Genomic DNA, 24,255 nt, shown 5'->3' with positions numbered 1-24,255 from the left:
GTATGGACGTGTTACCGGACAAGTCTGGAACCCGCGTGCGACCACGGCACAACCCGCTGGATTGACTATGCTGTCGGGACAGCCTTTCGGACGGGGGATTTATGGACGATCCAGTCGACAACAAGCCACCGAGCTTCTGGCAGATGCTGCACAGCGTGATGGCTGCGGCATTCGGCGTGCAAAGCGGGAAGAACCGGGCAAGGGACTTCACCCATGGCAAGCCCAGCCATTTTGTGATCCTGGGGATCGGCTTCACCGCCGTGTTCGCCTTGACGCTGTTTGTCATCGTCAAGCTGGTACTGCATTTCGCCGGGGTCTGACAGGGTTCAGTGCATCAGGATCTGCAGGCTGAACGGGTAGCGATACGACGTGGGGTGGCCCTTGGCCGACAACTTGCGAAAACTCACGCCGTAATCCGGCGCGGCGCCCATGGCCAGCATTTGCTGTGCCTGATGCTTGTCGATCAGTTGCAGCAGCGACAGTTGCCGGTCACGTCCGCCATGACGATCCAGATCGACGCCCTGCTCATAATCGTGCAACTCCACTAGCGCCCACCCGCCGAGAGTGAAGTGACCGCCCACCAGCGCGCTCAAGCGCCCGTCGACCACCGCCTGCAACGCCTCGGGTGAGGTATTGACCGCGCTGAACAGCACATCCTTGCCAGGGACTTTGCCGGCTTCGGCAAACGCATGCATGGCGCCGAAGGCCATTTCATCATTGGCTGCCCACACCAGCGACACCTTCGGATAACGGCTGACCAGTTGCCGCGCCTGCTCGTAGGCACGTTGCCGGGTCCAGCCGCTGTACACTAGTTGCCGCAGTCGTACCTGCGGATACTCGGCCAAGGCGCGTTGCATGCCCTGCTCGCGCAATTGCGCTGACGGGGTGATCTTCAGGCCGGAAAACGCCAGTACTTCAATCTGTTCGCCCCGCGCCACCGGCGGATGCAGGCGAATCAGCTCCTTCATCATCAGGTAGCCGCCCTCCTCGTCATTCGGCACCAGGCTGCCGATGCGATCGGCACGCTCGCCGATCAGCGCCTGCTGATCGGGGGTGAGCACCGCGTTGACCATGAACAGCTTGACCCCGCTGCCCTCCGCCATACGCAGGATCTGCGGCGCCACGTACTGCTCGTTGACGAATACCAGATAGTCGGGACGATTCGGTCCCTGCAGGGCAACTCTGGCCTGAGCCAGGGTGAATTCCGGCTGGCGCTGGGAATAGAGAATCTGCAAATCGACGCCCAGGTCGCGGGCGGCCGCCTGCATGAATTGCGAATAGCTGACCCAGAAGGCTTCCTGAGTTGACCCAGGATTGAGGAACAGCACCGACTCGGCCCGGGCCGCAGAGCCGAAAACCGCACCGAACAGCAGAAGGCTGAGGTGGAAAAACTTCAACATGAATGATCCGGGCCCAAGGAAAAATGGCCGCGCATTATAGCCCCCTAATCAGCGGCTATTGACGCCTGATCCCGTTTTTTGTCCGACAATCGTCGGAAGCGGACCCGGATCGGTCGTTTACTGATGACTGACCCAGAATACCGCCGTCCCTACTACCAGAATAATCAGGAACAGAATGGCCCAAGCATCGACACTGCTATCGCTTTTTCTTGCCTTGGTCGGATTGCTCATTGCATCGCCTCTTGTCGGTTTTATCGGTGATTGCAGAAAGACTCGATCACAGTTAAGACGATGATTGTCCCCGCGACAAATGTGGGTTAATCAACAACTATTCTCGTTAGGCGATTTGGTTCTTTACATATACTCAAACATCACTTTTGCGCATAACTGCAAACGGGTATATTGCCCCGGCTCCGTTAGGGAGTGCGCGGCCGTGCGCGCGTAATTGCCGAGGCACCATCGGACTCCAGCAAGCGAAAACGCAGCGTTTTCCGAGTAGCCCAAAGCCTGAGAACAGGACTTATATGTACGTATACGACGAGTACGATCAGCGGATCATCGAGGACCGCGTCAAGCAGTTCCGTGATCAGACCCGACGCTATCTGGCAGGTGAGCTGAGCGAAGAAGAATTCCGCCCCCTGCGCCTGCAAAATGGCCTGTACATCCAGCGTTTCGCGCCGATGTTGCGCGTGGCGGTGCCTTACGGCCAACTGACTTCCCGTCAGGTGCGCATGATGGCCAAGATTGCCCGTGACTACGACAAGGGCTACGCCCACATCAGTACCCGGCAGAACGTGCAGTTCAACTGGCCGGCGGTGGAAGACATCCCGGACATCCTCGCGGAACTGGCCACCGTGCAGATGCACGCGATCCAGACCAGCGGCAACTGCCTGCGCAACGTCACCACCGACCAGTTCGCCGGTGTCGCTGCCGATGAAGTGATCGACCCACGCCCATGGTGCGAAATCGTCCGTCAGTGGACGACATTCCACCCGGAATTCGCCTACCTGCCGCGCAAGTTCAAGATCGCCGTCAACGGTTCGACCGCTGACCGTGCGGCCATCGAAGTCCACGACATCGGCCTGGAGCCGGTCCACAACGCCGCCGGCGAGCTGGGCTTCCGGGTGCTGGTCGGCGGTGGCCTGGGCCGTACCCCGGTGGTCGGCGCCTTCATCAACGAATTCCTGCCATGGCAGGACCTGTTGAGCTACCTCGACGCCATCCTGCGTGTGTACAACCGTTATGGCCGTCGCGACAACAAATACAAGGCGCGGATCAAGATCCTCGTCAAGGCGCTGACCCCTGAAGTGTTCGCGCAGAAAGTCGATGCCGAGATGGAACACCTGCGCGGTGGCCAGACCACACTGACCGAAGCCGAACTGCATCGCGTCGCCAAGCACTTCGTCGATCCGGACTACAAGGCGCTGGAGAACCAGACTGCCGCCCTGGCCGAACTCGACAAAGAGCATCCGGGTTTCGCCCGCTGGCGTTCGCGCAACACCCTGGCGCACAAAAAGCCGGGCTATGTGGCCGTGACCCTGTCGCTGAAACCGACCGGCGTTGCTCCGGGCGACATCACCGACAAGCAGCTCGATGCCGTCGCCGATCTGGCCGAGCGCTACAGCTTCGGTCAACTGCGCACCTCCCACGAGCAGAACATCATTCTCGCCGACGTCGAGCAGAGCCAGTTGTTCACCCTCTGGGGCGAGCTGCGTGAAGGTGGTTTCGCCACGCCGAACATTGGCCTGCTGACCGACATCATCTGCTGCCCGGGCGGTGATTTCTGCTCCCTGGCCAACGCCAAGTCGATCCCGATCGCCGAATCGATCCAGCGCCGTTTCGACGACCTGGACTATCTGTTCGACATCGGTGAGCTGGACCTGAACATCTCCGGTTGCATGAACGCCTGTGGTCACCACCACGTCGGCCACATCGGCATCCTTGGGGTGGACAAGAAAGGTGAAGAGTTCTACCAGGTGTCCCTCGGTGGCAGCGCCAGCCGTGACGCCAGCCTGGGCAAGATCCTCGGCCCGTCCTTCGCCCAGGACGACATGCCGGACGTGATCTCGAAGCTGATCGACGTGTACGTTGAACAACGTACCGAAGACGAGCGCTTCATCGACACCTACCAGCGTATTGGCATCGACCTCTTCAAGGAACGCGTCTATGCAGCGAATCATTAAGAACAACGAGGTGGTCGACGAAACCTGGCACTTGCTGCCCAAGGACGCGACCCTCGACGGCATCTCCAACTGCGACGACCTGATCGTGCCGCTGGCCCTGTGGCGCGATCATGCTCACGCGCTCAAGGCCCGCGACGGCGGGCTGGGTGTGTGGCTGGACGCCGATGAAGAAGCCGAGGAAATCGGTGACGACGTGGATCAGTTTCAGGTGATTGCCCTGAACTTTCCGGCCTTCACCGATGGCCGCAACTACTCCAACGCCCGCCTGCTGCGCGACCGGTACGGTTTCAAAGGTGAACTGCGGGCGATTGGCGATGTGCTGCGCGACCAGCTGTTCTACATGCACCGTTGCGGTTTCGATGCGTTCGCCCTGCGCGCCGACAAGGACCCGTACGAGGCACTGGAAAGCCTGAAAGACTTCTCGGTGACCTACCAGGCCGCCACTGACGAACCGCTGCCGCTGTTCCGTCGCCGCTGACTCGAATACGCCTTGAGCACCTGCTCAAGGCGTACTTCCCTCCTCTTCTGTATCCGAACTGGCCAGCTCATTGGCCGGATGGCGCGCGAGTGCCTGATCGGTGAGTTGGCGAATCAGCGCCTGACGTTCATTTCTGAAATTGTCGTGAATCGCGTTCATCTGCACCGCTGCCTGATCGCGCGCGAGTTCGGTCTGCCCGTCAAGACGCGCCAGTGCCCGTGCGGTCCGATCATTGATGACGGCGAAAGCATCAGGGTGGACTGATTCGAGAAATTCGACCCAGAATCGCTGACTGACGCACCAGTCAGGAAACGCTGAAGAGCTTTCCATACGCATGACGGCCTGATAGGCCTGATCCAGGTTCTCCTGCGATACCTCGACATTCAAAGGGCTGCTTATCGCCCTTGGCTGTCCCGGCAGATCGAGCCGTCCCGCCAGTCCCACCCGATAGGCCAGACTGAATTCGAGTGCGTGCTCGTAGACCCTCGGTTGGGCGCTGGCATTGATATCCGCCACGACCTGCTGCTCCAAAGCCTGCAAGCGGAACAGGCCTCTGAGCAGCCCGGTCAATTGCCGTTCGAGCGATGCGCCGCCGACTCCGGACGCGACCATGGCCCGATAGCACAACACCTGAACTTCCATTTCGCTGAACACCGCCGAGTAGCCATCGACGCTGGTGGTGCCGACACGGGCCGTGCTGAACAACCGGCCGCGCAGCCATGTATCTTCAGCCGCTGCCTCGATGACATTCCACACGCGCTCACTGAAATACGGGTACAACCTGGTGTAATCAGCCGTATGGATCAATTGCGAAAGTACGACAAAGAAATCCCGCGAGCCAGGCGCGGCCCTCACGGCCTCCCACATCACGCTGCGCGGCGTCGCTACGGCGGCAGGCTGGCCGGTCAACCAGGGAGCACTCTGGCCCTCAGGCTGCACACCCGGTCTTGGCTGATGACGATAGGCCCGGCCGATCACTCCTAAACTGGCACCGTTCGCCTGCTGGTACGCAACAATCTTCAGCAAGGCGTCAGGCGCCAAGGGATTGCCGATGAGCCGGATGGCGCGGTTCAACGCCGGCGGCCCCGCGAGCACCGCCTGCGGTATGGCCGTTATCTGGTTATCGCGCAAATCGAGCAATTGCGGTCGGTTCAAACCGACAATCCCTTCAGGCCAGCGATCAATGGCGCAGCCACGCAAGCGCAGTATTTCCAGGTTCGGCAGCAGACTGACATCCGGGGCATGCACAAGGTCCGGATTGAAATCCAGATCCAGTACCCGCAGGTGGGTCAGCTGCACCAGCGCTGGCGCCGATGCAGACGGCAGCCGAATCCGATTGTCACTCAGATCCAGATGCGTCAACCAGGGCAAACGCTCCAGCGCCAACGGTAGCCGGGTCAGTTGATTTCCCCTCAGGGAGAGACTTCGCAGGTTGCTGAAATTATGCAGAAACGCCGTCAGCCCCAATGTCGGATTAATGCCGTCCATCACCAGATGCGTGACATGGCGGAAGTCGCCGACCACCAATGGCAACTCGCCCAAAGGCTCCGGGGCCAAGCTCAAGGTATCGGGCAAGGCATCGTCAAAAGATCCTGGCTCTCTGCGCCAACAACGGATGATCGCGCGCATCGCACGAACCTTGGCCGCCCGTGGAACTTCACGCCATGAACCATCAACGCCATTGCACCAGGTGTCCCGTGTCACCCAACGGTTCAAGGCTTCGCGGATACCGAGAAATTCCCGTCGCAGCATCTCCAGCTTCATCAACACCGATATCTCATTTCTGCCCAGGGCGTTCAGTAGCGCATGGATCTGCGCAGGGGAATGTGCCGGATAGAGTTCCTGGGCACGGCGTATCATCACCGAAATATCGGTACCGGAATGTGTCCCTGCCCCTGCCTGTGGACGGTGTGCCCGCCTCAGGGGCGAAACAGCGCCGGGGCGCTCGCCAATCGTCCTGGCGAACGTCGCTCGACGTTCGTAGGCAAGCTGAGTGATTTTCTCCCGCAGTGCTTGCGAAGTTGTTTCGCCCGAGAGGCCCAGCGCGGATCGGTGATGCGTCGACATCCCCTGCCATAGCACCTGAAAATAAGGCTTGCCTGATCCCGTCGCCGCACGCTCGTCGTGACTGACCGCTGCGTCCTGTATCTGCGACGATGACGTTCCCGACCCACCCGGCAAGTGCTCAAGGGCATCGAGCACCACGCGGTGGGTGTCTTGACCACCGCCGCTATCCAGGTGCAACCCTTCATAGGCCCGACAGACAGCGATCGCCCGCTGATATCGACGGACTTCTTGCGCCAGTCGCAACGGTACGCGACCCGCATCCAGCTCTTGCGCCTCGCCACTCAACGCACCCTCCACCAATTCTTCGGCAACACTGGCGGGCAGATCGGCGAAGGAGTGCTGAAGGAACGACACCCTGCCATTACCCGCCACTTCGGTGCGCCTGTAGATTCGCTGGAACAGCTGCACCCGATGACCTTGCGCCTGTGCATCGACGATTTGCTGTAGCCTGCGGGCCTGAACGGCCGGGTCCAGGGAGGTCAGCCCGAGCAGGCTCTCGCGCTGCCGGTTACCGAGGGCCGCCAGCAGAGACCGGTAGAGTTTCCCTCCGCTCAAGTCCTGCTGGCTGATGGTCAGGGTCGTGGTCGCGGTTGGCGCGCCATAACGGCTCAGTTGCGCGCCCGCAGCATCGAGGACACTGACCACAGTGTCGGCCGGCCAGGCAGTCGAGGTGGTCAACAAGTGTAATTGCAGGTCAGGGTCTGCCAAGGGCGCCGACAGCGGAATCTGCAGTTGATCGATGAAATCCGTCACCACTGCATCGGCGCGAAACCGCCGGAGCGTGTCGACCAACAACGCCGGCGGATGGCCACGATCCACATGAACCTGGCGCATCACGCTGTCCTCGATGCCACTGACGTCCAGGATCTGCAGCGCGACGGCGTCCGACACGTCCTCGCGCGCGTAGCCGAAGCGGCGAAACAGTCTTAATCGATCCCAGTCCTGAACCCGTTCTGAATCATGCCGCCAGGCCCCCCGGTCGTTGGTTTCGAGAAGCGGCGAATAGCGGATCGTAGACGCCGGTGGCGCCATCACCTCCCACAATCCGGTCTGCGGTTCGGGCCGCACCGCATAATGGTGTGTATCGAGCGTCAGAAACGCCTGGCCATCGACCCAGCGCAAGCCTCGCTCATCGGGTCGCACTCCGGCAGGCGGTGCTCGACGCAGCCGATAGGGGCGCAGGTCGGGCTTCCAGAGGCGAGGCTGCCCTGAAGCCAGGTTGACGAGGCGCAAGCGCTCAATGAACGCCGATGACCGGACGACTTTGAACGCGCTGCTCACCGCTCGCGTACCGGCGGCGAAAGCCGCCATCAGAATCAGGTTTTCGACGACATCGAAAAAATAATCCGTTGCCTGTTCCTGCTCGCCTCTGGACCAGCTGGCGATCCCTTCGTAAACCTGCGAAAGCAATTGCACCGCCGTGACCGCCAGCAATAACTCACCGGCAACGGGGATGAACGATGCGGCCACCAGTAAAAGATCCAGGCCGATCGCCTTGTAGGTGTCCAGTCGGGCAAGTCGGCTTTTTTCGTCCTCATCGTCCGTGGGAACCACAATGAGCCGCGCGTCCGCCATGGTTTGTTCGGCGTGTTGGCGATACATCAGATTGAACGGATCACCCGCGAAATCGACACCGGACAATGTCACATACAAAACCGTAGGAGGCAGCATCGAGTGACTGCGTGGATACAGGCGCTGTTCGAGGTCCGTCACCCACGCGGCGCGTTCGCCGATCTTGATATAGCGCATGAAGAACTGGCGAAATCCCCTGTCTTTCAATCGCTCGCTCAGCTCTTTCTCGAAATTGCTGAAGGACGAGTACTCCTTGAGTGGGTGCAGAGGATCACCTGGCAGGTAAACAACGCAACGGTAGTCGTTGTCGGCGTGCTCGCTGACCGGGCCGATAAACAGCGCACCGTTGAGTGTGGCGCCAAGCATCCGCAAGGCCTGATAACCCAGGGTGTTGTTTCCCAGCCTGATCCGGCCCGCGCGCTCCTTTACTCCCTGTAACATCCGATGAACTTCGACACTGATATGGTTCTTCATTACTGCTATATGCCGATCCACCTCGAAGCGACATTGCAAGTTCGCAACAAACTTGCTGCGTAATGGATGATCATCGGCGCTGATGTTGAACACCGCACGAAGGTGTTCCTGATACTGTTTTCCCAAATCCAGCGTCCGACACAATCGCGCAAACTCATGGGGTTGTATCGGTAATATACGAGCTTCCCGACCAGTGACTTTTTCGGGGATATAGATCAATGAAGTGTCGTTGTAATTTGCCGCCTGGGTCTCGCTGATTTCGAAATTCTCGCAGGCGGCCATCAGCAGATCCCGATCGATCGGCAATACCAGCTTCCTGCGCAAGCCCAACAGACTGGAAGTGGAGCGCACGTGCTGAAAAATCACTCCGCTGATATCTAGCGAAATGCCGAGCTTTTGCGACATGGCGCTGGTCAGTAACGGGGCGCAAAACGCTTCGGGCGACTTGAGCGTCTTCAGAAACGGGTCCATTTCACTCTGGGCGCGATGGCTGGCCATCATGCTTTGGTAAAGTTTCTGACGCAGTTCATCCGATGCCGACAGCAGCCAGCCGGGAGCATTGTTCTTGATTAACTCAAAGAACATGCCTTTTTGTTCGGGTGTTAATACAGGCGCGACAGCCTGTACAGGTAAGGAAGACATACTGAATATCTCGAAAACCGAAAGTAGCAACAGCTTATCGAGCAGGCCTTTTTATAAAAGCGCGAATTGCCGATGAAAAACTTCAAGTTCGAATCAACTATTCAAACTCAAACTATACATATATACCGCCACCATAAAAAAACCCCTTCCACCGTTACGGTGAAAGGGGTTTTTCTTTGGCCTTTTCTTACCAGAAGCGTTGCTGGGTCAAGCGGCTCCACCAGCTCAGCAGCACGCGATCCACTGAACCGCTGGCAGCCATGCCGATGCGCTCCTGCAGGCTTTTGCGCTCGGCGTAATGCAGGTGATAAACCTCGGCTTTCTTCGCCCGGTCTGCCAGGTATTCATCGCTGGTCTTGAGTTCGTCGACCAGTTGTTTGTCCAGCGCTGCAACACCAAGCCAGACCTCACCGGTGGCCACTTCGTCGATGGCCAGTTGCGGGCGATAACGGGAAACGAAGTTCTTGAACAGCTGATGGGTGATGTCCAGGTCTTCCTGGAACTTCTCCCGGCCCTTTTCGGTGTTTTCGCCGAACACGGTCAGGGTGCGCTTGTACTCACCGGCGGTCAGCACTTCAAAATCGATGTCGTGCTTTTTCAGCAGACGGTTGACGTTGGGCAACTGCGCCACCACACCAATCGAGCCGAGAATCGCGAACGGCGCGCTGATGATCTTCTCGCCAATGCACGCCATCATGTAACCGCCGCTGGCCGCGACCTTGTCGATACACACGGTCAACGGCACGCCGGCTTCGCGAATACGTGCCAGTTGCGAAGACGCCAGACCGTAGCTGTGCACCATGCCGCCGCCGCTTTCCAGACGCAGTACCACTTCGTCCTTTGGCGTGGCGAGGGTCAGCAGTGCGGTGATTTCGTGACGCAGGCTCTCGGTGGCCGAGGCCTTGATGTCACCGTCGAAATCGAGCACGAACACCCGGGATTTGCTCTCGGGTTTGTTCTTCTGCTTCTTCTCGGATTTTTCCGATTTGGCCTGGCCCTTGCGCAAAGCCTTGAGCTGATCCTTGTCGAGCAGGGTCTGCTCCAGACGTTCACGCAAGCCTTTATAGAAATCGTTGAGCTTGCTGACCTGCAACTGCCCCGCCGACTTGCGCCGGCCCTTGCTGCGCAATGCAGCAAAACTGGCGAGCACCACCAGGATGGCGACCACCAGCGTTACGGTCTTGGCCAGGAAGCTGGCGTATTCGGTGAAAAACTCCACAGAGACTCCTTAAAACAATGCGCGGATGCAAAACACGCGCGGGATGGTTCCAGCATACCCATGCGCCGCCTCGTCGGCCAGCCGTGAAACCTCTGGCAACAGGCCTGTAACGAGCATTTCAAACAAGCGTATGTTTTTTCATTGACAGCACTCTTTCATCCTCATAACCTCGCCAAACCTTCAACGTACCGGGATGACGCGGACGTGGGCAGCATCTATCTGATTCGACATGGCCAGGCCTCCTTTGGTGCAGACGACTATGACGTCCTGTCGCCCATCGGTGTGCGCCAGGCAGAAGTCCTCGGCCAGCACCTCGCCGAGCTGGGAATCCGCTTTGATCGCTGCCTGGCCGGCGACCTGCGTCGTCAGCAGCACACGGCCAGCAGTGCGCTGGAGCAATTCAGCGCCAAGGGCCTGTCGGTACCGACGCTGGAGACCGACTCTGCGTTCAACGAGTTCGATGCCGACGCGATCATCCGCGCCCTGATCCCGGCCATGCTCGAGGACGAGCCGGAAGCCATCGACATCCTGCGCAACGCGGCGCAGAACCGCGCCGAATTCCAGCGTATCTTCGCCCTGGTCATCGAGCGCTGGCTGGCAGGCACCTACGACACCCCCGGGCTGGAAAGCTGGCTGGGTTTCGTCGAGCGGGTACAGGCCGGACTGCACCGGATCCTCGAACAGGCCGACGGCAACCAGAAAATCGCCGTGTTCACCTCCGGCGGCACCATCACCGCCCTGCTCCACCTGATTACCCAGATGCCTGCCCGGCAGGCCTTTGAACTGAATTGGCAAATCGTCAACACCTCGCTCAACCAGCTGAAGTTCCGCGGTCGCGAGGTGGCTTTGGCCTCCTTCAACAGTCACGCACACCTGCAACTGCTGAAGGCTCCGGAACTCATCACTTTCCGCTGAGTCCGGATAATTGTGACCCTTGCTGTAATCAACCAGCGCCTATTACCCAAGAAAGGATCGAACCATGACCTCCGTAGCTGATGCCGTAAAAGCGATGCAAGCCAAGTTCAACCCAGCCGCTGCTGCCGGTCTGGATCTGGTTTTCGGTTTCAACATCACCGACGAAGACAAGCACTACGCGCTGATCGTCAAAGACGGTACTTGCGACATCCAGGAAGGTGAAAACCCGGACGCCAACTGCACCCTGGTACTGGACAGTGCAACCCTGAAAGACATCGTCAGCGGTGAAACCGACGGCATGCAAGCGTTCATGGGCGGCAAACTGCGCGTTGAAGGCGACATGATGCTGTCGATGAAGCTGTCCGAGCTGTTCCCGTCGTAAGACTTGGTTCGGTTTGAAGAAAATCCCGCCCCTGTGGCGGGATTTTTGCGTCTGACTCCCAGGTTTCGTCATAAACAGGTCATAGGTGGGAGGGGGCTTGCTCCCGAAGACGTCGGATCAGCCACAAGTTTTGCCGCCTGTCACACCGCTTTCGGGAGCAAGCCCCCTCCCACATTGGTCACGTGGCGCACCATAAACCGTGGCATGCACCTTCTACTACATTGGAGCTGTCATCAACCAGCAAATGATGCCGCCAACAGCTCCTGCGTATACGGATGCTGCGCATCGCTGAATAGCGCACTGGTCTCGCCACGCTCCAACACTTCGCCATCCTTCATCACTATCAGGTCATGAGCCAACGCCCGCACCACCGCCAGGTCATGGCTGATGAACAGATAAGTCAGCCCATGCTCTTCCTGCAGCCGCCGCAATAAAGCAACGATCTGCTTCTGCACCGTGCGATCCAGTGCCGAGGTCGGCTCATCGAGCAGAATCAAATCAGGCTTGAGCACCAGCGCCCGAGCGATGGCAATCCGTTGGCGCTGGCCACCGGAAAACTCGTGCGGATAGCGATGTCGGGTCGCCGGATCGAGACCGACTTCGCGCAGCACATCGATCACCGCCTGTTCACGCTCGGCAGCATTCAAGTCGCTGTGTACCTGCAAGCCCTCGGCAATGATCTGCTCCACACACAAGCGCGGGCTGAGACTGCCGAACGGATCCTGAAACACCACTTGCAGGCGTTTGCGTAGCGGCCGCAGCTGCTTGCCGCTCAATTGCTCCAGCGCCTCACCGGCAAAGCGAATGCTGCCCTCGGCGTCGATCAGGCGCAAAATCGCCTGACCCAAGGTCGACTTGCCCGAGCCCGACTCGCCGACAATCCCCAGCGTCTTGCCGCGCTGCAGGTTCAGATCAATGCCCTTGACCGCCTGCAGCCAATTCTTCGGCCGCAGCCAACCGCCGCCCAGGCGAAAACGCACATTCAGATCGCGCACCTGCAACAAGTCCTGCGCGACATCCCGGCACAGCGCTTCGCCCCCGGGCTCGGCGTTGAGCAATTCGATGCTGTAAGGATGCTGCGGCGCACGGAACAGCTGCTCGCACGACGCCTGCTCGACGATCCGCCCACTGCGCATCACCGCCACCCGCTGCGCAATGGTGCGCACCAGATTCAGGTCATGGCTGATGATCAGCAGCGCCATGCCCAGGCGCTGCTGCAAGTCTTTGAGCAGCAACAGAATCCTGCGCTGCACCGTCACATCCAGCGCCGTGGTCGGCTCGTCGGCGATCAGCAGTTGCGGCTCGCAGGCCAGCGCCATGGCAATCATCACCCGCTGGCGTTGACCTCCAGAGAGTTGATGCGGATAGGCCTTGAGCCGTTCGCGCGGTTTCTGAATCCCCACCAGTTCGAGCAGTTCAAGAATCCGTTCACGGGCTTGCGCGCCCGCCAGGCCTTTGTGCAGCGCCAGACTCTCGCCGAGTTGCCGTTCGATGGTGTGCAGCGGATTCAGCGAACTCATCGGCTCCTGAAAAATCATCGCGATCCGGTTGCCCCGTAACTGGCGCAGATAGCGCTCATGCACACCGAGCAGCTCTTCACCGGCATAACGAATGCTGCCATCGATCCGCGTGATGTTCGGGTCAAGCAATTGCAGGATGCTGTGGGCGGTCACCGATTTGCCGGAGCCAGACTCCCCGACCAGCGCCAGGCATTCGCCCGGACGAATATCGAGGTCGATGCCATGCACCACTGGCTGGCCGTTGAATGCCACACGCAGGTCGCGGATTTCAATCAGGTTATCGCTCATCTCAAGCCCTCGGATCATAAGCATCTCGGCAGGCCTCACCGATGAACACCAATAGAGAAAGAATCAGCGCCAGGGCAAAAAACGCCGTCAGCCCCAACCACGGCGCTTGCAGATTGCTCTTGCCCTGACCGATCAATTCGCCCAGCGAGGCGCTGCCGGCGGGCATGCCGAAACCGAGAAAATCCAGCGCCGACAAGGTCGCGATCGCCCCGGTGAGAATGAACGGCAGATAGGTCAGGGTCGCGCTCATGGCGTTGGGCAGGATGTGCCGATAGATCACCTGCATATCGCCAACCCCCAGCGCCCGCGCGGCTTTCACGTATTCCAGACCGCGGCTGCGCAGGAACTCGGCACGCACTACATCGACCAGACTCAGCCAGGAAAACAGCGCCATGATCCCCAGCAACCACCAGAAATTCGGCTCGACGAACCCGGACAGGATGATCAGCAGATACAACACCGGTAGCCCCGACCACACCTCCAGCAATCGCTGCCCGAGCAGATCGACCCAGCCACCGTAATAACCTTGCAAGGCACCGGCCGCAATGCCGATCAGCGCACTGGCAGCGGTCAGCGCCAGGGCAAACAGCAGCGACACCCGCGTACCGAAGATCACCCGCGCAAGCACATCCCGCGCCTGATCGTCGGTGCCGAGCCAGTTCTCGCCGCTCGGTGGACTCGGTGCCGGTTCAGTCAGGTCGTAATTCACCGTATCGAAACCGAACGGGATCGGCGCAAACCACATCCGCCCGCCCTGCCCCTCGATCAGTTGCCGCACCTGTGCGCTGCGATAGTCCGGCTGGAACGGCAGTTCACCGGCGAAATCCTGCTCGGTGTAGCGCTTGAACGCCGGGAAGTAGCACTGGCCCTGATACTCGACCATTAACGGTTTGTCATTGGCGATCAGCTCGCCGCCCAGGCTCAGGCCAAACAGCAGCAGAAACAGCCACAGTGACCACCAGCCACGTCGATGTGCCTTGAATCGCGCCCAACGGCGCTGTCCTATGGGAGATAAGGTCAGCATCAGGCAGTCCTCGCGGTGAAGTCGATGCGCGGGTCGACCAGCGTGTAGCACAGGTCGCCGAGGAGTTTTATCAGCAGGCCGAACAGGGTGAAGATGAACAGCGAACCGAACACCACCGGGTAATCGCGGGACACCGCCGCTTCGTAACTCAGGCGACCGAGGCCATCCAGCGAGAAGATCACTTCGATCAGCAGCGAGCCGCCGAAAAACACCGTCACCAGTGCCTGAGGCAGGCCGGCCACCACCAGCAGCATCGCGTTGCGAAACACATGGCCGTACAGCACCTGACGTTCACTCAGGCCCTTGGCCCGCGCCGTCACCACATACAGCCGCGAGATCTCGTTGAGAAAGCTGTTTTTGGTGAGGATGGTCAGCGTGGCGAATCCACCGATGACCAGCGCGGTGACCGGCAACACCAGATGCCAGAAGTAGTCCGCGACCTTGGCCCACGGCGACAGCTCGGCGAAGTTGTCGGAGACCAGTCCGCGCACCGGAAACCAGTCCAGCGCGGAGCCGCCGGCAAACACGATGATCAACAGCAGCGCAAACAGAAACCCCGGCATCGCATAGCCGATGATGATCGCCACGCTGCTCCAGACATCGAACGCCGAACCGTTGTGCACGGCCTTGCGGATGCCCAGCGGAATCGACACCAGATAGGTGATCAACGTGGCCCACAAGCCCAGCGACAAGGTCACCGGCAGCTTCTGCCAGATCAGCTCGGTGACGCTGGCACCACGGAAAAAGCTCTGGCCGAAATCCAGTTGCGCGTAGCTTTTGAGCATCAGCCACAGGCGCTCGCCGGCGGGTTTATCGAAGCCGTACTGACGCTCGATATCGGCCACCAGTTTCGGGTCGAGCCCCCGGGTGGCGCGGGATTCGCCACCGATGGTTTCGACATGACCACCGCCCACCGCCGCGCCGACACCAATGCCCTGCAACCGGGCAATCGCCTGTTCCACCGGGCCACCCGGCGCGGCCTGCACGATGACGAAGTTGACCAGCAGAATGGCGAGCAACGTCGGCACGATCAGCAGCAGACGCCGCAGGCTATAACCCAACATGGGCGTACTCCTTTTGCTGTTGCTGCATCTGCGTGGCGGTCAGCGCGGTCGGGCTGATTTCCCACCAGGTATCGAGTCCGGCGTCATACAACGGCGCCGTCGCCGGACGACCAAAACGGTTCCACCACACCGTGGAAATTCCCGGTGGGTAGTAATTGGGAATCCAGTAATAGCCCCACTGCAACACCCGATCCAGGGCATGGGCATGGCGCAGCAGGCTTTCGCGGTTATCGGCCTGCACCAGCCCTTCGAGCAAGGCATCGACCGCAGGATCACGCAGCACCATGTAGTTGTTCGAGCCGGGATCGTCGGCGCCGTCGGAGCCGAAGTAATTGAACATCTCGCGCCCCGGCGCCTGACTTACCGGGTAGCCGACCACGATCATGTCGTAGTCGCGATTGCGCACGCGGTTGGTGTATTGCGCGGTGTCGACCTGGCGGATATCGAAGCCGATACCGATCTGCGCCAGGTTGCGCTTGAACGGCAGCAGCAGCCGTTCAAAGCCCTTCTGACCGTTGAGAAAAGTGAACTGCAGCGGCTCGCCATTGGCATTCACCAACTGATCACCACGGGGTTTCCAGCCGGCGGCTTCCAGCAGCTTCAAGGCCTGCAACTGCTCGGCGCGGATGTTGCCGCTGCCGTCGGTTTTCGGCGCTTCGAAGACTTGGGTAAACACCTCATCGGGGATTTTGCCGCGCCACGGTTCGAGGATTTTCAGTTCCTCGGCGTCCGGCAACTCGGTGGCCGCCAATGCGCTGTGCGAGAAGTAACTGCGCTGTCGCAGGTACATGCTGCGCATCATTTGCCGATTGCTCCATTCGAAATCCCAGAGCATGGCGATCGCCTGCCGCACCCGACGATCCTGAAACATCGGTTTTTGCAGGTTGAACACGAAACCCTGCGAACCTTGCGCAGCACCCGGCGCCAGATGTTCGCGAAGCAATTTGCCCTGCTCCAGCGCCGCCCCGGCATAGCCGATGGTGTAACTGGTCGCGGAAAACTCGCGGTTGTAATCGAAGCCACCGGCCTTGAGCACTTGCCGGGAAACATCGGTGTCGGCGAAGAACTCCACGCTCAAGTGATCGAAGTTATAGAGGCCGCGAGTGATCGGCAGGTCCTTGGCCCACCAGTCGGCAACGCGCTGAAATTTCACGCTGCGCCCGGCATCCACCGCGCTGATCCGGTACGGGCCGCTGCCCGGCGGGATCTCGAAACCGGCGCCCTCGGCGAAGTTGCGCGTACGCCACCAATGTTCGGGCAGCACCGGCAGCGTCGCCAGATCCAGCGGCAAGGTGCGGCTGTCGTTGTTCTTGAAGTTGAAGCGCACTTGCGTTGGCGACTCCACCACCACGTCGGCGACGTCACGAAACTGCTGGCGATATTTGAGGCTGCCCTGAGTGGTGAACAGTTCGAAGGTGTAACGCACGTCTTCGGCAGTGATTGGCGTGCCGTCGTCGAACCGGGCCTTCGGATTGAGGTAGAAGCGCAACCAGCGACGATCCGCATCCAGTTCCATCTGCTTCGCCACCAGACCGTAGACGCTATAGGGTTCATCCTTGCTGCGATAGGCCAGCGGCGCGTAGAGCCAGCCATCGATGTCGGCGACGCCGGTGCCTTTATCGATGTACGGAATCAAGTGATCGAACGGGCCGCTTTCCAGCGAGGAGCGGCGCAGCGTCCCGCCCTTGGGGGCGTTTGGATTGGCATAGGCCAGGTGTTGAAAGTCCGGGGCGTATTTGGGGGCTTCGCCGTAGACCGTTAACGCGGGTTGCGGGGCGGCCCAACTGAATGGGCTTAGCAGCGCAAAAGCGCTAAGCAGAATGAGCCTGGATAGCATTGGCAGATCCTTTTTTGCACGGTGCTGTTTATGGCCTCATCGCTGGCAAGCCAGCTCCCACATGTTTTGCGGTGTTCACAAATCCCTGTGGGAGCTGGCTTGCCAGCGATGAGGCCCGAACAATCACCAAACACCCTGCCTACCTGTGATGTGCAACAGGCCGGCGATTTTTATAGGGCAGGCTTAGATCAATAAGTGACTAAAACCCGCCGCCTCTGGGCATTCTCAGAACTTGTAATTGACCCGCGTGTACAACGTCCGCCCGAAAGGGTCGCCGTATTTCGGGTCGTAGCCGCTCTGGAAGGTGTAGGTCTGGTTGCTGAACGGTGGCTCGCGGTCGAACAGGTTCTTCGCGCCGAGGGTCACGCTCAGGGTTTTGCGCCAGGTGTAGGTGCCGGCCAGATCCCAGACGTTGTAAGAGCCAACATAATCGTGGGTCTCGCGGTCGGAATCGTGGTAGCCGCTGGTGTAGCGGTTGGTCAGCGCTACACCGTAGGGGCCATAGTTCCAGCTGCCGGTCAGGCTGTGACGCCAGCGGGCCACGGCGCCGGCCGAGGAAAAGTCGCCGCCACGGAAATCGCCGAGCTTGTCGATATAGTCGCCCTTGAGTTGCTGCTGGTACTCGTAGCGGCTGACATAGGTGCCTTGCAGGCCGATGCCGAAGTTGCCGTACGGGGTGCTCGGCAAGCGGTAATCAAAGCTGACATCGACACCACTGGTCTTGATCTTGCCGAGGTTGGCCAGCCCGGTGACGATGTGATCAATGGAGCCGTCCGGCTTGCGCACCAGGCGCTCGGGGTACAGCTCCGGGTTCTCGAACACCGCCGATTCCGGGAATTCGGCGATCTGGTTGGCGATGTTGATCCACCAGAAATCCAGCCCGGTGCTCAGGCGCTCGAATGGCTGATAGACGAAACCGAGGGTGACGTTACGCGCGGTTTCCGGACTGAGGTCCGTATTGCCACCGGTGCGGCTGTAAAACTGCTGGGCGCAGTCGCGGTTGGCGATGCCGCCGTTACTCGGGTTGCCACCGGCACACAGTCGCGGGTCGTTGTAGTTGGCGACGGTGAACGTGGTGAAGTTCGGGTTGTACAGCTCATACAACGACGGTGCGCGAAAACCTTCACTGTAGGCGCCGCGCACCACCAGTTCCTTGAACGGCTGGAAGCGGAACGAGTACTTCGGGTTGGTGGTGCTGCCGAAATCGCTGTACTTGTCGTGGCGCACGGCAGCGGACAATTCCAGGCTGTCGAGTACCGGCACGTTGACCTCGGCGTATTGCGCCGAGACGCTGCGATCCCCGGTGACGCTGGCATTGGGGTCGACACCCAGGCTCTGCACATCGGCGGCGAACTGGGCGAAGTCCTGATGGAAATCTTCCTTGCGGTATTCGCCACCCAGCGCCAGTGCCGAAGGGCCGGCGCCGAACCAGTCACCGATCTCGCGGCTGACACGTCCATCAATCGCCTTCACCCGCCCCACTGCCGTCGAGTAATCGCCGTCCACCGCATTGGCCGCCAGCAGCGCCTGCCCGGCAGCGGTCTGCGCGCCAAACGGGTTGATGATGCCGTTGGCAATGCCGGCGCTGACGGCGCGGTCGTTGACATAGCCGGCCTCGATGCTATTGACCACTTTGTTCTGGTTGTACGACGCACCGACGTTGTAGTCCCAACCCACCACGCTGCCGTCGAAACTCAACAGCAAACGCTGGCCGGTGTTGTCGTCTTCGTGCTGGCGCGCGCCTACGGCGGTTTCGCGCCAGTTCACATCCACCGGTTGCGTCGGGTCGAGGGCGAAACCGTTGGGGCCGGGAGTAATGCCGTTACCGGGATAGAACGTCGTGCCGGGATTGACCTGATTGCCCATCAGCGTACCGGGGCCGATCTGCGTGCGGTTTTCGTTACGTGCCCAGAAGTATTCGAGGCTGACGTTGTGATCATCCGCGAGCTTGCCGGTGGCTTTGGCGAAAGCCGAGGTCTTCTCGGTTTCCGGCACCAGATCGAGGTAGTTCCACAGGCTCTGGCGGCAGATGCCATTGCGCGCCAGCAACCCCGGTGCATTGCAAGCGGAACTGGCCAGTGGATTGGTGGCGTTGCTGCCCTGACTCCAGTTGGCCGGTGATGCGGTACCCGAGGTGTAATCGAGGCCACGTCCCGGCTGATAGTTGTAGGTGTAGCCACGATCCTCGGCAGCCAGGCGTTGCTGCTTGTCATGACTGACCACGCCAAACACGTTGAAACGGTCATCCTGCAAATCACCGAAGCCCCAACTGCCGCTGAAGTTACGACTTTCACCACCGCCGGCATGGGTCGGCGTGTCGTAGTTGGTGCTGAGCTGGCCTTCGGTGAGGCTGGTCTTGGTGATGAAGTTGATCACCCCGCCGATCGCATCGGTGCCGTACAACGCCGAAGCGCCGTCACGCAAGACTTCGACGCGATCAATGGCGGCGAACGGAATGGTGTTCAGGTCAACCCCGGAGCCATTGATCGCATTGGTCGCGTTGTTGCTCAGCCGCCGACCATTGAGCAGCACCAGCGTCTTGTTCGGGCCGATACCGCGCAAATCGGCATACGACGCCCCACCGCTGCTCGAACCCACCGAACGACCGGAGCCGACCGAGGACTGGTTGGCGGAAATCCGGCTGACCAGCTCTTCGGTGGTGCTCACCCCCTGCTCGCGCAATTCTTCAACTCGCAGAATGGTGACGGGTACTGCAGTTTCCGCATCGACCCGGCGAATCGCCGTGCCGGTAACTTCGACCCGTTGCAACTGGGTTGTCGGCTCTTCGGCAGCGACCGCCGGCAAGGTATTGATCGCCAGCAGCAAGGCCAGGCTCAAACGGGATCTAACGGGTGAAAAATGGATCATGAACAGCCATCCCTGCGTTTTGGTTTATGCAGGGATGTGCAATGGACAGCAGGGTTTTATAGAGCCCGATTTAGACCGTTGGGTGATGAGGTTATGCAAAAAATGGCAGGTGTGGATCAAGCCAGCTCCATCTCCCTCAGCAATCTTGTATCCAGCCCAAACCGTTCTTGGGAAACCATCCTGAACTGTCCCTCCGCCAATTCGCAACTCACCAGCAGATTCCACGAGTGCCGGGTTGCCGCCGAAGGGATAAGTACAAACGGATGCTCTGCCAACAACGCATCGGCGAACAGTTGTTGATTGGGGGAAGGCTTGGCGGGGCTCAACCAATAAGGATTCGGCACATCCTCCGGCTGGACGATTTTCACTTTTGCTTCGCTGACGACCTCAAAACACGTGAGCACATAAGGTTCACTGTCCAGCGCATCAAAGCTGTGATTGGCTGCCACCTCCAGAATGGCCGACGACGGATCGACTGATGCATAAACGACTCGCCGCCCGGGTATGTTCCATCGGCCACCATTGAGATTCGAACCCATCCCGCTGTCCCACGTCCCGCCATAAACCTCGGGGTCCAGCCGCCAGGCATACCAGTGCTCGTCCCAGGGCAAGGGATTCATGTGTAAACCCCGTATATCAGTTGCCCCAGATACTGCTCCACCATCTGAAACCCCAGTGAATGCCGAATAAACTCCACCGGTACGCGACCGTTCAGGTAGGTGCTGGGCTTGCGCAGCCACTCCTCGGCCCGTGACTGCCTCCCGAAGGCGCGAGTGGCCTTTTCCAGCACCAAGGCATATTGGTAGGCGACGACGCTCTGCTGCGGGTCAAGCCGTACCGTTTTACCTTCCTTCAGTAATCGGCGTACGGTGCTGACCGACTTGCCGGTGATGCGTTTGACCATGTCGCCTTGCAGATAAAGCTCAGAGGTTGAAAGCATGTTGACGACATCGTTCAGCTCAAAACCTTCGTCGGTCAGGTCAACGATCAGAAAGGCATCGTCACCTATGTTCCGGCCATTCACGAGCAAGTCGACAGGTCTGCCCTCGGCCCTCTTCACCCCCGTCAGCCGGGGTACCTTGACGCTGGGCATCGTGACCTCCTCCATGGGGCATCTGGCACGATCGGTGCGCCAGTGAAGGCGATGGGAATAAGCAGGCGTTTCGTATTCGAGGTGGGGAGTTCGCATAATCCATCCGTTATCAGAGGCCTGAGCGTCCAAGCCGTTTACGACTTCAATGTCATGTCCGATGCTATAGATCGCGCTTCCGACGACCAACCTGAGAATGTCGTCGGAAATATCCCCGTTTCTGCGAAATCCAGACCTGTTTCCGTAGGACATTACCCACGAATACCGCGCGCTCAACTGCCGAAGTGATAACTCACATCCAGCCACCACTGCCGCCCGTACGGGTCATAGTTACCGGTAGGGTAATACGGCCAGCCAGCCGAGTCATCGTGTTTGATCTGGTTGAGCACGTTGTTCACGGTCAGGCCGACGCTGGCGCGGTCGTTGAGCTTGTAGCGCGCGCTGGCGTTGAACACCGTCCATGGCGACAGACGCCCGTCACCCGCGCCGTTGGTCACGGAACCGTAGCGAATGCCCATCAGCGTCGCCGTGGCCTTCTGGTAATCCCAGGTCAGACTGGCGTTGACCTTGCTGCGCCAGTCGTAGTTGGTGCGTGAGGTGCGCCAGTCCTGAGTCGGAGCTTCGTCGGATTCCTTGTAGAAATGCGAAAGCACCAGGGTATAGCCCAGCGCCGAACTGAACGCGCCGTACTGCCCGGCGCCCCAGCGGATGTTGCTCTTGAAGTCCAGACCGCTGACCCGCTCGCTGGCGGCGTTAATCGCATTGACCCGCACTCGTTGCAACTGATTCGGATCGATGGCGGCATTCCCCGGATTGCGGTCGATGCGCGCCAGGGTCGACTGGCAGTTGGCCGAGTTGATGTCCTGGGTGCCGTTGCGGCATTCGTTCTCTTGCTGCAACAGGCGGTTTTCGTCGACGGTAGTCAGCAGATCGTCGATCTCTACACGCCAGAAATCGGTGGAGAAATCGAAGTTGCGCGAGGGCGACCAGACAAAACCATAGGTCCAGGATTTGCCGCGTTCGGACTCAAGATCCGGGGTGCCGCTCTGGGTGTAGTCGACCCGCCCGCGATCACACGCACCCTGCACGCCCTGGCTGCAACCGTAGTAGTCGATCTGCGCCGGGTAGTAACCGTTGCTGTCGGACTGGTAGATGTAGTTCAGGTCCGGCGCGCGGAAACTGGTGCCGTAACTGCCGCGCAGCAAAAGACTGGTGATCGGGCGCCATTCGAGGCCGAGGTTATAGGTTTTCTGCTGCTCGCTGCGGCCGCTGAATTTGTATTGGTCCCAACGCCCGGCGGCGGTGGCCAGCACGGTGTCGGTGACCGGAATACTGAACTCGCCGCCCGCCGCGTAGCGCTTGCGCGAACCGCCGGAGCTTTGCGCCGGGCTCACGCCATAAAAGGTGCCGTTATTCAGAGCGTCATCCGGGTCGACGCGATATTCCTGCTTGCCCGCTTCCAGCACGCCGGCGAATCCGACCGGGCCGGCCGGCAGGTCAAACAAGTCGCCATTGATCGAGGCGTTGTAGCTGGTGGAAACCGACTTGCTGCGCTGGGTCAGGTTGCTGCGAAACTGCTCCCACTCTTGTGGCGTCAGCGGGCGATCGAGGCGCGAGGCGTCCGGGGCGAACACCGGATAACCGCCACTCACGCCCAATTGCGGGCCGAGGTAGAAATCCTGAATCGATGACAGCGGCGTGTAGCGCGTGGTTCTGACGCTGCGATATTCCGAACGGTTGGCCGCCAGATCGTAGCTCCAGCCGGTGTCGGCGATCTTGTCCGAGAGGCCGAGGGTGCCGGTCCATGAAGTGTCGGTCCACTTGCTGTTGTTGCTGGTGCGACCACCGATTTCCTCTTCACCGTAACGGCGATACCAGCGCTCGAGATTGCCGCTGTTCTGGTTGATGAAGTCCGGCGAAGTAAAAGTCGGGCCACGGGTGTTGTTCTGGATGTGATCGAGGCCATACATCAAGTCGGCAAACACCTGACCGCTGTCGCTGAAGTGCCAGGTGCCGCGGGTGTAGCCGTCGTAGTTTTCCTTTTGCGTCTGGATCGTCCAGTAATCGTTGTACATCTGATCGGTGCGGCAACGACCCGCGTTGTTCAACAGCTTGTTGTCGAAGGTGCCTTGATAGGCGCCGCAACCGGGGCCGAGGTAGCGGTTGTTGCTCAGGTCGCGACGGTAACCGACATCCGCCAGCGGGCCGCTCTGCATGAAGCCGCGATCATCGGCCCAGATCGGATCGCGGTTGGTCAGCTCCAGGCCGAACAAGCCGTCGAAGTCGCCCCAGCTGCCACCGCCGCTGATTTGCAGACGCTGATTGTCGCCACCGCCGCGCTCGCTCGTGCCGCCCTTGAGATTGACGTCGATGCCATTGATCTGCTTCTTGAGGATGATGTTGACCACCCCGGCAATCGCGTCCGAACCGTAGATCGCCGAGGCGCCGCTGCTGAGAATTTCGATACGGTCGATGACTGCCGAGGGAATATTCGCCAGGTTGGTGAAGTTGACCTTGCCATCGTATGGCGTCGGGTAATCGGCGACGCGCCGGCCGTTGATCAGCACCAGCGTGTGATTGGGGCCGAGGCCACGCAAGTTGATTGCGCTGGCTGCTGGCTGCCAGGTGTTGCCGTAGTCCTCGCCCTGGGTCATGCCGGTGTTTTGCGTCTGCGTTGCCAAGGCGTCGTAGACGTTCTTGTAGCCGCGCGCTTCCATTTCTTCATGGGTGATGACGTTGACCGGGGTCGCGCCATCACTCTGCGCACGGGCGATTCGCGAGCCGGTGACGGTGACTTTTTCCATGCGGTAATCGGCGCTGGTGGCTGGGGCCACAGCGCTGACTTTGGCCGCCACCGGCGTACTCGCCTCGCCTTCGCGCACGCTCAGGCCCTGGGCACTTTGCTCGACGTGCAAGCCGCTGCCGCGCAAGGCCTTCTCGACGGCCTGACGCCCGCCCAACGCACCGCGCACCGCACTGCTGCGCTTGCCTTGCACCAGATTCTGACTGAAGGAAATCGGCACGCCGGTCTGGCGTGAGATATCCAGCAAGACCTCATCCAGCGGGCCGCTGGCGATGTCGAAGGTGTAGACCTGGGCCGCAGAATCCTGCGCATACACCGCGATCGGCCCCAGCCCCATCGCCAGTGCGGCGGCGAGGGTCAGGCGCGGTAATTGTTGTTTGAATGAAATCATCAAGGGCTTCCCTGTTGAAGGCGTCTGCAGGGAATGAG

Annotated in this window: 16 protein-coding genes; 5 read left to right on the top strand and 11 right to left on the bottom strand. The window is 60.1% G+C overall.

Translation table 11 applies throughout. From position 1 onward, the window contains the following. Window positions 1–101 precede the first annotated feature (101 nt). On the top strand, window positions 102–320 hold the full coding sequence (locus H043_RS0122210; protein ID WP_007967863.1) for a DUF2970 domain-containing protein: 219 nt from the start codon (window positions 102–104) through the stop codon (window positions 318–320). A 6-nt stretch (window positions 321–326) separates the two neighbouring features. On the opposite strand, the gene H043_RS0122205 is transcribed toward H043_RS0122210, so the two are convergent. Next, window positions 327–1,400 carry an ABC transporter substrate-binding protein gene (locus H043_RS0122205; protein WP_027613707.1) on the bottom strand — a complete coding sequence of 358 codons (1,074 nt, stop codon included), beginning with the start codon at window positions 1,398–1,400 and terminating at the stop codon, window positions 327–329. A 524-nt stretch (window positions 1,401–1,924) separates the two neighbouring features. Between H043_RS0122205 and H043_RS0122195 the strand changes: the two genes are divergently transcribed. Beyond that, the gene (locus H043_RS0122195; protein ID WP_027613706.1) at window positions 1,925–3,583 is read left to right on the top strand and encodes a nitrite/sulfite reductase; all 1,659 of its coding nucleotides are present in this window, start codon (window positions 1,925–1,927) and stop codon (window positions 3,581–3,583) included. Beyond that, on the top strand, window positions 3,567–4,061 hold the full coding sequence (locus H043_RS0122190) for a DUF934 domain-containing protein (RefSeq protein ID WP_027613705.1): 495 nt from the start codon (window positions 3,567–3,569) through the stop codon (window positions 4,059–4,061). The genes H043_RS0122195 and H043_RS0122190 overlap by 17 nt, the downstream gene beginning before the upstream one ends. 24 nt (window positions 4,062–4,085) lie before the next feature. On the opposite strand, the gene H043_RS0122185 is transcribed toward H043_RS0122190, so the two are convergent. Together H043_RS0122185 and sohB are read right to left on the bottom strand one after the other, a co-directional pair. Continuing rightward, on the bottom strand, window positions 4,086–8,816 hold the full coding sequence (locus H043_RS0122185; protein ID WP_027613704.1) for a DUF6543 domain-containing protein: 4,731 nt from the start codon (window positions 8,814–8,816) through the stop codon (window positions 4,086–4,088). Between the two features lie 187 nt (window positions 8,817–9,003). Continuing rightward, window positions 9,004–10,035, bottom strand: a complete 1,032-nt coding sequence (gene sohB / locus H043_RS0122180) for a protease SohB (protein ID WP_027613703.1) — start codon at window positions 10,033–10,035, stop codon at window positions 9,004–9,006. 204 nt (window positions 10,036–10,239) lie between these two features. On the opposite strand from sohB, the gene H043_RS0122175 reads away from it, so the two are divergent. Then, window positions 10,240–10,950 carry a histidine phosphatase family protein gene (locus tag H043_RS0122175; protein ID WP_027613702.1) on the top strand — a complete coding sequence of 237 codons (711 nt, stop codon included), beginning with the start codon at window positions 10,240–10,242 and terminating at the stop codon, window positions 10,948–10,950. A gap of 64 nt (window positions 10,951–11,014) precedes the next feature. Further along, entirely contained in the window at window positions 11,015–11,332 is a 318-nt protein-coding gene (locus H043_RS0122170) for an SCP2 sterol-binding domain-containing protein (protein ID WP_027613701.1), read from the top strand. A 233-nt stretch (window positions 11,333–11,565) separates the two neighbouring features. Here the strand turns inward: H043_RS0122170 and H043_RS0122165 are convergent, their stop codons facing one another. The 8 genes from H043_RS0122165 to H043_RS0122130 form a co-directional block, all read right to left on the bottom strand. After that, complete coding sequence (locus tag H043_RS0122165) at window positions 11,566–13,140, bottom strand: ABC transporter ATP-binding protein (protein WP_027613700.1); 1,575 nt, start codon at window positions 13,138–13,140, stop codon at window positions 11,566–11,568. A gap of 1 nt (window position 13,141) precedes the next feature. Further along, window positions 13,142–14,164 carry an ABC transporter permease gene (locus H043_RS0122160; RefSeq protein WP_027613699.1) on the bottom strand — a complete coding sequence of 341 codons (1,023 nt, stop codon included), beginning with the start codon at window positions 14,162–14,164 and terminating at the stop codon, window positions 13,142–13,144. After that, entirely contained in the window at window positions 14,164–15,228 is a 1,065-nt protein-coding gene (locus H043_RS0122155) for a microcin C ABC transporter permease YejB (protein WP_027613698.1), read from the bottom strand. The genes H043_RS0122160 and H043_RS0122155 overlap by 1 nt, the downstream gene beginning before the upstream one ends. Continuing rightward, the gene (locus tag H043_RS0122150; RefSeq protein ID WP_027613697.1) at window positions 15,215–17,065 is read right to left on the bottom strand and encodes an extracellular solute-binding protein; all 1,851 of its coding nucleotides are present in this window, start codon (window positions 17,063–17,065) and stop codon (window positions 15,215–15,217) included. Before H043_RS0122150 ends, H043_RS0122155 begins: the two co-directional genes overlap by 14 nt. 225 nt (window positions 17,066–17,290) lie before the next feature. Further along, on the bottom strand, window positions 17,291–19,933 hold the full coding sequence (locus tag H043_RS0122145) for a TonB-dependent receptor (protein ID WP_027613696.1): 2,643 nt from the start codon (window positions 19,931–19,933) through the stop codon (window positions 17,291–17,293). Window positions 19,934–20,049: 116 nt separating this feature from the next. Next, entirely contained in the window at window positions 20,050–20,553 is a 504-nt protein-coding gene (locus tag H043_RS0122140; protein WP_027613695.1) for an RES family NAD+ phosphorylase, read from the bottom strand. Then, complete coding sequence (locus tag H043_RS0122135) at window positions 20,550–21,026, bottom strand: MbcA/ParS/Xre antitoxin family protein (protein WP_027613694.1); 477 nt, start codon at window positions 21,024–21,026, stop codon at window positions 20,550–20,552. Before H043_RS0122135 ends, H043_RS0122140 begins: the two co-directional genes overlap by 4 nt. Before the next feature lie 269 nt (window positions 21,027–21,295). Beyond that, entirely contained in the window at window positions 21,296–24,217 is a 2,922-nt protein-coding gene (locus H043_RS0122130) for a TonB-dependent receptor (RefSeq protein WP_027613693.1), read from the bottom strand. Between the last annotated feature and the right edge of the window lie 38 nt (window positions 24,218–24,255).

Origin of the sequence: Pseudomonas sp. URIL14HWK12:I6, from assembly GCF_000514195.1 — a bacterium.
GTDB classification, from domain to species: Bacteria; Pseudomonadota; Gammaproteobacteria; order Pseudomonadales; family Pseudomonadaceae; genus Aquipseudomonas; species Aquipseudomonas putida_A.
The sequence above is the reverse complement of the archived record's forward strand: the minus strand, read 5'-3'. Positions and strand labels throughout refer to the sequence as shown.